This is a genomic window from Marinomonas sp., from assembly GCF_965225885.1.
In the GTDB taxonomy this organism is placed as follows: Bacteria; Pseudomonadota; Gammaproteobacteria; order Pseudomonadales; family Marinomonadaceae; genus Marinomonas.
In genome coordinates this window covers 276,257-289,649 of sequence record NZ_OZ245329.1, presented here as the reverse complement: position 1 = coordinate 289,649, position 13,393 = coordinate 276,257, and the positions used below count along the sequence as shown (strand labels likewise).

General features: G+C 42.8%; 9 protein-coding genes. 8 read left to right on the top strand and 1 reads right to left on the bottom strand.

From position 1 onward, the window contains the following. Positions 1-112 precede the first annotated feature (112 nt). The 6 genes from ACO05V_RS01320 (at position 113) to ACO05V_RS01295 (ending at position 9,519) form a co-directional block, all read left to right on the top strand. On the top strand, positions 113-1,024 hold the full coding sequence (locus tag ACO05V_RS01320) for an aminotransferase class IV (RefSeq protein WP_421846782.1): 912 nt from the start codon (positions 113-115) through the stop codon (positions 1,022-1,024). Between the two features lie 22 nt (positions 1,025-1,046). After that, entirely contained in the window at positions 1,047-1,868 is an 822-nt protein-coding gene (gene proC / locus ACO05V_RS01315) for a pyrroline-5-carboxylate reductase (protein ID WP_421846780.1), read from the top strand. 121 nt (positions 1,869-1,989) lie between these two features. Then, positions 1,990-2,976 carry a TAXI family TRAP transporter solute-binding subunit gene (locus tag ACO05V_RS01310; protein ID WP_421846778.1) on the top strand — a complete coding sequence of 329 codons (987 nt, stop codon included), beginning with the start codon at positions 1,990-1,992 and terminating at the stop codon, positions 2,974-2,976. A gap of 82 nt (positions 2,977-3,058) precedes the next feature. Further along, complete coding sequence (locus ACO05V_RS01305; protein ID WP_421846776.1) at positions 3,059-5,629, top strand: TRAP transporter permease; 2,571 nt, start codon at positions 3,059-3,061, stop codon at positions 5,627-5,629. A gap of 73 nt (positions 5,630-5,702) precedes the next feature. After that, positions 5,703-7,427 (top strand): SulP family inorganic anion transporter, encoded by a 1,725-nt coding sequence (locus ACO05V_RS01300; protein WP_421846774.1) that lies wholly within the window; start codon positions 5,703-5,705, stop codon positions 7,425-7,427. Positions 7,428-7,542: 115 nt separating this feature from the next. Then, entirely contained in the window at positions 7,543-9,519 is a 1,977-nt protein-coding gene (locus ACO05V_RS01295) for a methyl-accepting chemotaxis protein (protein ID WP_421846772.1), read from the top strand. Between the two features lie 105 nt (positions 9,520-9,624). Here ACO05V_RS01295 and ACO05V_RS01290 read toward each other — a convergent pair whose 3' ends face one another. Beyond that, entirely contained in the window at positions 9,625-9,939 is a 315-nt protein-coding gene (locus tag ACO05V_RS01290) for a 2Fe-2S iron-sulfur cluster-binding protein (protein WP_421846770.1), read from the bottom strand. 93 nt (positions 9,940-10,032) lie between these two features. Between ACO05V_RS01290 and ACO05V_RS01285 the strand changes: the two genes are divergently transcribed. Beyond that, entirely contained in the window at positions 10,033-10,767 is a 735-nt protein-coding gene (locus ACO05V_RS01285) for a response regulator (protein WP_421846768.1), read from the top strand. Further along, positions 10,768-13,296 carry a PAS-domain containing protein gene (locus ACO05V_RS01280; RefSeq protein WP_421846766.1) on the top strand — a complete coding sequence of 843 codons (2,529 nt, stop codon included), beginning with the start codon at positions 10,768-10,770 and terminating at the stop codon, positions 13,294-13,296. It abuts the gene before it with no gap. Positions 13,297-13,393 lie beyond the last annotated feature (97 nt).

The window sequence follows — 13,393 nt, the reverse complement described above, 5'->3', positions numbered from 1 at the left end:
TATGATTGTTGACAATCATACAGTTGACAATAATATTTCCTGCTTATATTCTGAAAAGCATCAAGTTGATCAAAATGAGATCACGTAAATTGTTAGATCGTTGGAGTGAAATATGTCGTCCCATTCTTTTAGTGCACATTCAGCAGATGAAGATAGTCGCAATGAGTCGATCAAAATCTATGTAAATGGTGAGTTGTTACCGAAAAAAGAAGCGGTAGTGTCCGTTTACGACAGCGGCTTTATGTTGGGGGATGGTATTTGGGAAGGTCTACGTATTTATAATGGCAAGATTGCTTTTCTGAATGACCATCTTGATCGCCTATATGCTTCAGCAAAAGTGTTGGATTTTAAAATTGATCTCACACGAGATGAGATGGTTAGTGCGCTATACGATACATTAGCGGCGAATAATATGACTCATGATGCCCATCTACGTTTGATGGTAACTCGTGGCCGTAAAAAGCATCCTTTCCAAGACCCTAGATTGAGTGTTTTTGGCTCAACAACAGTCATTATTGCTGAACATAGTAAGCCAAGTACGGTAGTACTAGAAAATGGTATGACCTTGTTTACTGTGCACATTGTTCGTGGTCAACCTAATAGCCAAGATCCTAAGTTAAATTCACACAGCAAATTGAATTGCATCACTGCGCTGACTCATGCTCAGAAAGCGGGCGCAGATGAAGCGCTAATGCTTGACCCTCATGGCTTTGTTGCCACCTGTAATTCAACCAACTTTTTCATTGTTCGAAATGGCGAAGTATGGACTTCGACACCTCGTTACTGCATGAACGGTATCACTCGACAAAAAGTTATTGACCTGTGTGTACAAGATGGCATTCCGGTTCACGAGAAAGATTTTTCATTATTTGAAGTCTACGGTGCCGACGAAGCTTTTGTAACAGGAACTTTTGGCGGACAGACTCCTGTTGTGAAGATTGATGGTCGTGAGGTTGGTGACGGTAAGCCTGGCCCCGTGGTTAAGCGTATTCGTGAATTATACAAAGCTCTTGCTACGGCATGATGAGTAGTTGGAGGTTGATGCTATGAGCAATATTGTTAGTGTAACCGATAAAATACTGGTTGTTGGTGGCGGCCGAATGGGCTCTGCAATAATTGACGGTTGGTTAAAGCAAGGTGTTACCCCTGACTCAATTTATCTCATAGACAATAATCCAGAGACGTTAAAGGTTTATGCAAATAAAGGGCTACACACTTTTGAAAGTACTGAAAATGTCCCGCTGGGGTTGGAGTTTAAGGTGTTTCTATTAGCCCTTAAACCACAAATTATTGTTAAGCATATCTCACAATTTAATCAATTTATTTCCCCCTCAACCTGTTTGGTATCGGTTGCTGCAGGCGTAATGGTTCAGACTTTATTGGATATGTTACCTAATGCACAGCACGTGGTTCGAGTCATGCCGAATACGCCAGCAATGATAGGTAAAGGCGTTTTGGTCGGCTTTTCAGAAAGCCGAAGCATGTTCTCGAAGCTTATAGAGGAACTATTCGCATCGCTAGGAACGTTCTATTGGGTATCGAATGAAAAGCAAATGCACTCGGTGACTGCGATTAGTGGAAGTGGTCCAGCGTATTTATTTTATTTTGCTCAGTGCTTTATTGAGTCCGCGCAAGCGCTTGATCTAGACAACGAGTTTGCAAAAGCTTTGGCGCTGGATACTTTGGCTGGTGCTGCTCGTCTTATAGAAGAAAGTGGCATTGATGTTGAAACTTTACGTCAAAATGTCACCAGCCCAAACGGCACAACGCAAGCCGGGCTTGAAGCATTGATGTGCAATCATGAATTAAAAGACCGTATAGAAGCATGTTGTGTTGCTGCGCGTCAGCGAAGTGTCGAACTCGCATAAAAAATAGTGCTGTCGTCATGCTGATTTTTGTGTGTCGGTGGTGATTAGAAATTGCTTATAAGCAATCACTAGAGCATACGCTCCCTCAAAAATGACACGAAAGAAACGAGGAAATAACATAATGAGTAAGCTAAGAAGTAAATTTGTAAGCGCAACGGCAGCGTTAGTTGTTGCTAGTGGGTTAAGTGCAACATCTGGTTATGCCGCAGATGTTGAGCATTTTTCTGTCGGTACAGCTGGTCAAACAGGTGTGTATTACGTTGTTGGTCAATCCATTTGTAAAATGGTAAACCGTGATGTCAAAGAGCATAACTTACGTTGTTCGGCACCTTCTACTGGTGGCTCGATAGCCAACCTAAACTCTATTCGTTCCGGTGGATTGAATTTTGGTATCGTACAGTCCGATTGGCAATATCATTCCTATAATGGCACGTCGAATTTTAAAGATATGGGCCCATATCAAGATTTACGTTCTGTATTTTCTCTGCACTCAGATATTTTCACCTTGGTTACCAGAGCCGATGCAAATATCAAATCGTTTGATGACCTAAAAGGTAAACGTGTAAATATCGGTAATCCTGGTTCCGGCCAACGTGCAACTATGCTGACGTTGATGGAAAAAACAGGTATGCAAGTATCCGACTTTAAGCTAGCAGGCGAGCTGAAATCATCTGAACAGTCCCAAGCGCTATGCGATAACAAAGTCGATGCTTTTGTCATGGTCGCAGGTCATCCCGTGGCGAATGTTAAAGAAGCAACTAGCACCTGCTCAACTCATATCATAGATGTCACTGGCGAAGCGGTTGATAGCTTAATTGCAGAACTTCCTTACTACAGCTACGCCACTATTCCAGGTGGAATGTATGAAGGCACGCCGAATGATGTTCACACATATGGCCTGAAAGCAACATTGGTGACTTCAACCGCTACGTCAGAAAAAGTGGTTTATAACTTAGTTAAAGGTGTTTTTGAAAATTTTGATCGCTTTAAGCGCCTACACCCAGCGTTTGCTAATTTAGACCCTAAAGAGATGATCAGTGCTGGTCTCTCCGCACCACTCCACGCTGGTGCGATCAAGTATTACAAAGAGCGTGGTTGGATAAAATAGTCAGATCAACGTTGATGTCAACTGTAACCATCGGGGTTGTATTACCCGATGGTTTTTTTAAGTATTCTCCTGGGGTTGTAATATGAGTCAATATAAGGAGAGCGGTAGCTCGACTGATTTAGATGAGCTGGTTTCATCAAATGATATGGGAGGCCGGAGACCTAAAGGGCTTCAGTTAAAGGTGATTTTAGTTGTTGCGTTTGTATGGGCTCTTTTTCAGCTCTGGATTGCTTCCCCGTTTCCTTATTTACTCGAAACAGATTTGCTGCGTTGGAATAGTAATCAAGCTCGTTCGATCCATTTATCGTTTGCAATCTTTCTAGTCTTTCTTAGTTTTCCGTTTGGAAGTAAGTCACCAATAGATAAAGTTCCAGCTACGGATTGGTGTATTGCGATTTTAGCCAGCCTTTGCACATCCTACTACTTAATTGAATATAACAGTATTGCTACGCGAGTTGGGGCGTCTATCTTGCAAGATGTCATTGTTGCATGCATAGGGATTCCTCTGTTATTTGAAGCCGCTCGACGTAGTCTAGGTATTACATTACCTCTGATTGCTTCGATCTTTTTAATATACAACTTCTTTGGTAATTACATGCCAGAGATGATTGCTCATAAGGGGTTCAACCTTTATGAAGTGGTAAATCATCAATGGATTACGACGGAAGGTGTTTTTGGTATTGCCCTTGGCGTCTCGACAGATTTTGTATTCTTGTTTGTATTATTTGGTGCGCTGCTCGATAAAGCTGGTGCGGGTAACTACTTTATTCAGCTTGCCTTTTCTTGTCTTGGGCATTTTCGCGGCGGCCCGGCCAAAGCGGCCGTTGTTGCTTCTGGATTAACGGGATTGATTTCGGGGTCTTCTATTGCGAACGTTGTGACAACAGGAACGTTTACGATTCCAATGATGAAAAAAGTTGGCTTTTCTGCTGAGAAAGCTGGTGCAGTTGAAGTTGCGTCTTCTGTGAATGGGCAAATCATGCCACCAGTGATGGGCGCTGCTGCGTTCCTAATGGTTGAATACGTTGGTATCAGCTATTTGGATGTGATCAAACATGCCTTTTTGCCAGCTTTGATTTCATACATCGGATTGGTTTATATCGTTCATCTTGAAGCGCTAAAAGCTAATATGCAGGGCTTGCCTCGTAAAACATCTAGCACCAGCTTCATTCGTAAACTTTCGTCTTTTATTTTTGGTTTCCTAGTTGTTTCTGTGATCAGCGCTGTGGTGTATTACGGACTGGGTTGGATAAAGCTGCTCGCCGGTGACGAATCTATTTTTGTTATTTCGACCTTGGTTATTTTGAGCTACGTTGGATTATTGTATATCGGGTCTCAGAGTCCAAAGTTAGAGAATTCAACCGATCAGGATTTATCTGAGCTTCCTACGCCGGGCGTTATCTTTAAGTCCGGTATGTATTATTTATTGCCTGTTGTAGTCTTGGTTTGGTGTCTCATGATTGAGCGTCTGAGCCCTGGACTGAGTGCTTTTTGGGCGGCGTTACTTACGATTTTTATGATTCTGACTAAGCCGTATTTAGACGGGATATTCCGTAAAGAATCGAATGTTAAGCTGTTTCGTGGCGCGAAAGATTTATTTGATGGCATGGTGTCGGGTGCTCGAAATATGGCAAGCATCTCAATTGCAACCGCTACTGCAGGCGTTATTGTTGGTGTGGTCTCTCAGACCAGTGTCGGTGCTGTGTTAGCAGATGTGGTTGAGGTTTTATCATTCGGCAACATTACTCTCATGCTTATTTTAGTTGCTATTCTTTGCATGATTTTAGGTATGGGATTGCCAACGACTGCAAACTATATTGTTGTCTCGTCGTTAATGGCAAGTGTCATAGTGGAAGTTGGCGCTTCAAATGGTTTGGTTGTCCCCTTGATCGCGGTCCATCTTTTTGTCTTTTATTTCGGGCTGATGGCTGATGTTACACCACCTGTAGGATTAGCCTCTTTTGCGGCCGCTACTGTGTCGGGCGGTAAGCCGATAGGAACGGGGATTATAGCCTTCCAATACGCATTACGGACGGCATTGCTACCGTTCTTATTTATCTTTAATCCAGATTTGTTGCTGATCAATGTTAGCGCTGCTCAAGGGATATTTATATTCATTATCGCGACCTTGGCTATGTTGATTTTCACTGCCGCAACGCAGGGCTACTTTATTGTTAAAAGCAAATGGTGGGAAAGCGTTCTGTTACTTGTGATTGCATTTAGTATTTTTCGTCCCGGTTTTTGGATCGACAAAGTGGTCGAACCTCATCATTACGTTGCCATATCGGATTATCTGGAGCAAAAAAATACGATTGAGATTGGCACACCGCTTCGAATTCATGTCTCTGAAGACGGCTATTCTGGCAAACCTGAAAACTCAACACACATGCTGATCGCTCGAGAATCTGGCGACATTAACACCATTTTTGAACATGCAGGTCTGAATTTATATATCACCGACGGCACTGTTGAAGTGGATAGTGTTGGCATCGGTAGTGACGCATATGAAGCGGGCTTCGAAGCGTTTCAAGTGGTTAAGGGTATTGAAGTGACGAATGATCAGCCTTCAAACCTATTTGTCTATATTCCAAGTCTATTGTTGCTTGGTGGCGTTATTGTGCTGCAACGGCGACGAAAAAAGAGCGTTTTATAGCCTCCTCCCAAAAGGCTTTTGGGGCAACAGATATGTTGCCTCTTTTTTTATTTACTAGAAAGTATTGAATATTATGAGCAAATACAGGTTTTCTTCGTTTCAAACGAGAGAGCTCTGGTCTCTTAACTCGATTAAAGCCGATGTTATTGCGGGCGTTACAGGGGCTATTTTAGTCATTCCCCAAGGCATCGCCTACGCAATGATCGCTGGTTTACCACCTGAATTTGGTCTCTACACTGCGATATTTTCAGCCGTGATAGCTTCAATCTTTGGCTCTTCAAAACATATGGTTTCTGGACCAACTGCTGCCTTGTCTATCGTCTGTGCAGTTGTTATTAGTGGCTTGGCAGGGGATTCACAAAGCAGTTACTTGTCTTTGATGTTTTTGCTGTCTTTTTTGGTTGGTCTTTTTCAGCTTTTATTTTATCTCTTCCGCTTCGGTTTTTTAGTGAACTTTATTTCTCATTCGGTAGTGCAAGGTTTTACTTCTGGAGCGGCTGTACTTATTGCTATGAGCCAATTGAGTAATTTCTTCGGGTTATCTAATAGCCAAGCATCAAGTTTTCTAGGTTATGTTAAGGAAGTCATATTCAACGTTCATAACATTGACCTTTCTTCTACTTGGGTCGGAATGATTACCGTGGTCAGCGCGATATGTATAAAGTCTTGGTTGAAAGCCGTTCCGTATTTATTAACCAGTATGGTGATTGGTGCAATTAGTTGTCATTGGTTATTTGCCTCATCGGATCAGGTCCACATGATTCGTGCCTTACCAAATGCTTTACCCGTTTTTAAAGTACCTGACTTCGGCCTTGATTCGATCATTTTATTAAGTTCGGCTGCATTGTCTATTGCAATACTTGGTGCAATCGAAGCTGTTTCTATTGCTCGCTCTATCGCGATTCGCTCAAAGCAGTCTATCGATGGAAATAAAGAGTTTCTAGGTCAAGGGTTGTCGAATGTTATTGGGGCATTTTTCCAATGTTATCCAAGCTCTGGTTCGTTTACTCGTTCGGGCGGGAATTATGATTCTGGCGCTAAAAGCTCTTTTTCTATTGTCGTTTCGGCACTTCTTGTGTTGTTGCTTATCCTATTTATGCCAAAAGCGACACACCTTATTCCCGTGCCTGTAATGGCTGGCAGCATTTTGGTTATTGCATGGAATTTGTTTGATTGGCGAGCAGTCAAAATGAATGTGTTGTCGCCAAAAGAAGAGTCTCTTCCATTCTTGTTTACGCTTTTTGGGACGCTTCTGATTCCCTTGGAATACGCTATTTACTTAGGCATCGTTTCGTCTCTTGTGTTTTACCTAGCTAGGACCGCAAGACCAAAAGTTACTGTGGTTGCGCCAAGGTTGCTGGATGATCATACGCGTCAAATTCGTAATGTTGAGCGCCATCAATTACCAGAATGTCCAGCGATAAAAATAGCCCGTTTAGACGGATCTGTTTTTTATGGGGCTGCTGAGTCATTAAAAAGCTCTCTTAGAGAGTTGCTTAGTTCAGGTCATAAGCAGCTTATTCTGATCTTTAAAGGCGTAAATTTCATCGACATTTCGGGTCAGCATACCTTAGTTGAAGAGGTCGATAGGATTCATCAGCAAGGCGGCACCGTATTTTTTAGTTCGTTAAAAGGCATAGTGCATGATGAATTAACGGATAAACGACTAATCGAGTGTTTAGATGATGGTGTGTTAAAGCTTTCAACGAAAGCCGCCATCTCAGACATGGTGGAAAAGGTACCTCTTAGCGTATGTAACCAGTGTACGAACAAGGTGTTTCAAGAGTGTCCTAAATAGCAAAAACGAGCGTTTCAGGTTTGGGTAAAAAGAGAAAATGGGTTGTGGTGATAAGGCGGCGCTAGCGAATATGAAACATCGATTGGCGCATTCGATATATAAGGGAGAGTAGGGTATGTCTATTTCAGTTGTCCAGCGTGTTTTGCTTGGCTTCATTTTATTACTGGTTCTGCTGTTTATCGTTGCAGCCTCTGGTGTGACAGGTTTAAACAGCGTTCAGCAAAGAATCGAAACAGTAACGGGAAAAATAGCGGATATCTCAGACAGTAGTAATGCGTTAAGTGTTACTTCAGCACAAACAAGTAGCGCGGTTTTACAGTATTTAATTGCTTCTAGTGACTCTGCCTTAGATACGGCATTGACGAAGTTTTCAGAAGAAGAACAGCGCTTTTCCACACAAACGGATTCTTTGAAAAAAATGGTGGTCAATTATCCTAATGTTCGATCAGTTCTAGATTCCATTATTGATCAGTATCAGGCATTTTCAAAAATAGCCAATAACGCAATTAAAGAGCACAGCCGCCAAGTAACATTGCAAAAGGCACTGGTTAGTCAGAAATTAGACTTAAAGGATGCTCTGGTTTTGCTGTCGGAAGACTTAGAAGCGATAGCTCGTTATCCAAAGAATGATAAACAGGCTTTTTCAGTGAGTTTAGCGCAAACACAAGTAGAGAGTTTGAAACTGCTTATTAGGGATTATTTTGATTCTACAGAAGTGGATGCGCTCAAAAAAATTCAGGGCGAGATGTCTCAAATATTCGCGCCACTTAACGATGCGTTGCCTCAGTTGGGGGATGAATTTATCGCCCAACAAGTGGAAAGCATCCAGCAATCCGTTCAAGCAAAAGATAACGTTGTGTCAGAGTACCTTGAGTTGAGTCGTATGCAAATGGAATCTGAGGCGGCTGCCTCTATCCTATTTGATAGTCTAGTTTCAGTACAAACTCAATTAAATCAACTGGTTAGTGTGGTTGGTGTATTGCGTAATCAAGCGAAAGAGGATGCATTAAATGCGTCGGCCAAAGCCAAGTATATGACATTTTTTATTATGACGATTTCTGTCATTGTTGCTTTGATCATCGCGGTTTGGGTGAGTCGAAGTATTCGTAAGCCGTTGGTCAAAATCTTAGCTATTTTGGATTTAATTGCCAAAGGCGATTTAACCCAACGCTTAACAATACAGACTAAAGACGAGTTTGGGCAGTTATCTTATTGGGTTAATATGTTGGTTGAAAAGCTCAGTTCAGTTATGCAGCAAATTAACCATGCCTCGGCTCAAGTAGTGGAATCCGCTGAAAGTGTTCACCTCTCATCGGGCTCGACGCAACGACTCATGCAAGCGCAGCATGACAAAATGACGTCCGTTGCTTCAGCGATGAACGAAATGTCTGCGACCGTAAATGAAGTGGCTCAAAATGCCGATGTCACATTGAAAAAAGTCCATGAAGTGGATGACAGTGCTAACTATAGCTTAGAGCGTATGAAGACAAATATTGAGCAGGTAACTCAGCTGGTGGAGCAATTAGAAACGTCTTCTCAAATTGTCAACCAAGTCGATAGATATTCTCAAAACATTGGGCAGATTCTCGACGTTATTCAGGGGATCGCTGAGCAAACCAATTTACTGGCTTTGAATGCCGCTATTGAAGCTGCTCGAGCGGGTGAGCAAGGTCGAGGCTTTGCCGTAGTTGCAGATGAAGTGCGTACATTAGCGACTAGAACCCATGAATCGACGGAAGAAATTCAAAAAGTGATTTATGACTTACAAAGTGGTGTGAGTGAAACTGTCGTCACAACGAAACGTAGTTGTGAAAGAGCGAGAGAGAGTATGAATGAGGCTGAAAGTGTGGGTAAGGCGCTAATAGAATTACGTGAATTTATGGCTGAAATTCGAAGCTTGAGTATGCAAATTGCCACAACAGCGGATCAACAATCTCATGTTGCTCAGGAGATAAATCAAAGTATACATGAAATGTCAGAGAGCTCAGAGACGGCCATGTTAGATGCGATTACGGGCCAAAAAAACTGTCAGAAAATGAGCAGTCTTGCCGTTCAACAGAGTGAGCTAGTAAGCCAATTTAAGACAGCTTAATGAAGGATAGAAATGTATAGAGGAAAATGATCCTCTTAATTTATGCTCCCAGCGTCTTCAATGTAAGGCGCTTTTTTATTTTTGACAGGAGAGCGTTTTAGGCGGTTAGCGCAGTTTCACTTTAGGTCTTCCGATGGCGATGTCAGTTTTGCAGGTGGCGATGCAAGGTAGGAAGTAGCCGTTCTGCTTTTCTTTTTCGTTTAAGCCGTGAGGCAGCCGGTTGGTGTAGTCGATTTCACCAGATAGCAAGGGTGTTAGACAAACTCCACAAACGCCATTTGTGCAGGCCTGCTTGATAGGAACACCCGCCAAGATTAATGCATGCAAGACGGTTTCTTCTTGATCTGCTTGAATGAACTGCTCAGGATCGAAAAAAGTTAGGTGAATCTCTTTTTTCTTAGGTATGTGTTTCTTCTGCACAGTAAGCTTTTCCTTTTGTTAATCTGTTATAAACTTTAGCATGCTATCAATCGCATGCGCGAAATAACAAAGATCATGGATTAAACCCAGACAATGACAGAACAACATAGAAAGACTTTATTGGTAGTGGATGACGATCAAGATATTCGTCAGTTGCTTTGTGACGCTTTATCGCAAAAAGGTTACAGGGTATTGGAAGCGGAAAATGGCACCCAAATGTGGCTTCATCTCGAAGCGGAACCTGTCGATTTGGTGCTGATGGATTTATACCTTCGAGAAGAAGATGGTTTGAATCTGGCTCGGGAAATTCGCGAGCGGTTTGTGATGCCAATCATGATGTTAACTGGTAAAGGCGATGAAACAGATCGAATCTTAGGGCTAGAGTTAGCTGCAGACGATTACATGATGAAGCCATTTAATTTACGTGAACTGACAGCGCGAATTCATGCTTTGTTGCGTCGTTCTTATCAAGTGCCACCGACGACGGGAAGTACGATTAATCAAGATCACGACTGTTTGAAATTCGGCAGTTGGACGTTGGATCTGACCGCTCGCCTTTTGCATGATCCAGACGGCAAGCTGGTGACTTTAACTTTAGGCGAATTCTCGCTGTTAGAAGTGTTAGCTCGTCATCCAGATCGCATTTTTTCTCGTGAACAACTAATAGAGCAAAGCCGAGGTTTAGAAACTGAGGTGTTTGATCGAACCGTTGATGTGTTGATTCTTCGCCTTAGACGAAAAATAGAGGCAAACCCGAAAACGCCAGAGTTCATTAAAACCCAGCGCGGACTTGGTTATTTTTTCCAAGGCCCTGTGCGGATGAATTAAATGCGCTTTACCAGTATCCGTCAAAAAGCCTCCTTGTCTATTTTAGCGATTAGCTTGGTGGCATTTTTTATGGTCGGGATCGGCTGGCAATCCATGCGAGTCAGTGAAGCCTCTTTGTCAGAATTCGAATCAGAAACCTTACCTGAAATCAGTACCTCTTTAACATTGGCAGAAGGTGTTGCGCAGTTGGCTGCCATCGCGCCTTATACCGCAGGTTCGGGTCGTCCTTTCCAGTTACAAACTGAATCTGAGCGTATTCACCACCGTATTCTTGAACTTCGCGGCGTTGCAGATAGTCTGACAGATTCTGTCTTTCAGCGGGACATCGACGAGCGATTAGACGATTTGCAAACCACCCTTGAAGAGCTTGTTGCCTTGGTACGAGAAGAGCTGTATTTGCGCGAAGACAGTTTGGCGCAGCAGTTTCGTATTCGTCAGTTGCCAGCTAATGATGATGCTGCCAGCGTAGACAGTCAGCAAGGTTTGGTCTGGTTACTACAATTATTAGAATCGCCGAGCTTAGTACCTGAAAGCATGCTGAAAAGCTTAAAGTTATCAGAGCAAAACGAGCAAGTAGCGAGCATTGCAGAAGACTTACTGATGGCGCACAGGCGTTTGAATCAAATCCAAGAGCGCAAAAACTACCTACTAATTTCTATTCGTGCCAAATCTGAACAGCTGAGCAAACAAGTCAGCGACTTTGTGGGCGGATTACAGAAGAAAGTGAGTCGTCAGCGACAAGAAGTATCGACCTTTGTTGCTCGCGGTCAAAACTGGATTATTGGTATCTCTGTGTTTCTGTTGTTGGGTCTAACGCGCTTGTATTGGTACAGCCAGCGTATGACCAAAGATTTAGGTGTCGTCACCAACGACATGGAGCAGCTATCGTTAGGACGTGTTGATTCAAAACATACGGGAATACGTCGTAACGATGAAATCGGCACTTTGGCGGATACGTTTGAGGTTTTTCGCCGTGATGCGTTAAGGCGTTTGGAAGTGACGGCAGAGCTCTCGGAGCAAAAACGTTTGCTTGAAACTATCTTCGATAATATGAATGACGGTTTGAGTGTGTTTTCGGCAAAAGGTAGCTTGGTTGCTTGGAACTCGGGTTATCAGACATTGTTTGATTTGTCGGACGATGATTTGAGTGTCGGCATGTCTATTGATGAAGTGCAAAGCCTGATAAACCGCGGGCAACATAAAAACCTCAACCTAGAAAATCAGCAAGTTCACATGGAAGAGGTGAACGTCTCGCGTCATTTACGTTTTCAAAGTTTCGAACGTCATTTTGATTCGGGGAAAATTATTGAGTTTCGCTCCAAGCCGATGCCAGAGGGTGGTTTTGTTACCTTGTATACGGATTTGACTGAGCGTAAAAGCGTCGAGAGTCAGCTACGTCAGGCGCAAAAAATGGAAATGCTAGGGCAACTAACAGGTGGCGTTGCCCATGACTTTAATAATCTCTTGGCAGCGATTATGGGGAATCTACAAATGCTGTCTGACTCGCGCCCACAGACCACCGATCAAGCCCGATACATAGAACGTGCGCTGGTGGTTTCAGAGAAAAGCAGCAACCTAGTGCAGCGTTTATTGGCCTTTAGTCGTCGTCAGCAGCTTTTTCCTGTGTCGATTGGTATTGATGATTTGATCGAAGGCATGTTGGATTTGGTTGAATACAGCGTTGGCTCGCATATTGTCGTCGAAAGTGATTTGCAATGCCCCGATGTGGTGAGTTTGATTGATCCTTCCCAGCTAGAAAATGCCTTATTGAATTTATCCTTGAATAGCGCCAGCGCCATGCCAGATGGCGGCCGCTTAGCCTTTTCAACCAAACTGTGTACTTTGCCAAACAGTGATGTTCCAGCGATTCGTATACGCGTGGAAGATTCAGGTGAAGGCATTGCCGATGAGGTGATTGGTCGCATCTTTGAACCTTTCTTTACCACTAAACCCGTCGGCAAGGGCAGTGGTTTGGGTTTGAGTATGATTTATGGCTTTGTGAAGCAAAGCGGTGGCGAAATCAAAGTGACCTCTGAAAAAGGCAAATGGACCCGAGTTTGTCTTTTCTTGCCTCGACAAATTACATCGCTTGACTTTGTCTCAGGTGATAACAACGTCTCTGAAGAGAAAGACATCAATCAAGAGGTGATTGTCTTGCCCGAGTTTAGCTTGGTGTGGCTGGTGGAAGATGATGAAGAAGTATGTCGAGTGATGCGCGAGCAATTGGAAAAAATGGGCTTTATGGTGCAAACCTTTGATTGTGCCGAAGCGGTGATGAATGCTTTGAGTAAAGCCATAGTTCCTGACGCTATTGTGTCGGATGTGAACCTAGCTGGCACCATGAGTGGAGTTGAATTAGCGCATAGTTTGCAGACTGATTTATCCAGTTTTACTGGTCCCATATTGCTAATGTCAGGTTTACCGAAAGACGAATTAAAACAAAAATATCAATTAAAGGACGATGATTTGTTTATTTCAAAACCTTTTACTATCAAAGAGTTAAGTGGAATATTTCAGCTCGAACATTGAATTATTACAAATGTTACAAAAAAAGATTAAATGATGAAATTATTCATTAGTTTTTTATCTTCATAGTGTTTTATTAGAAACAGAGTCGGGGCTGGAT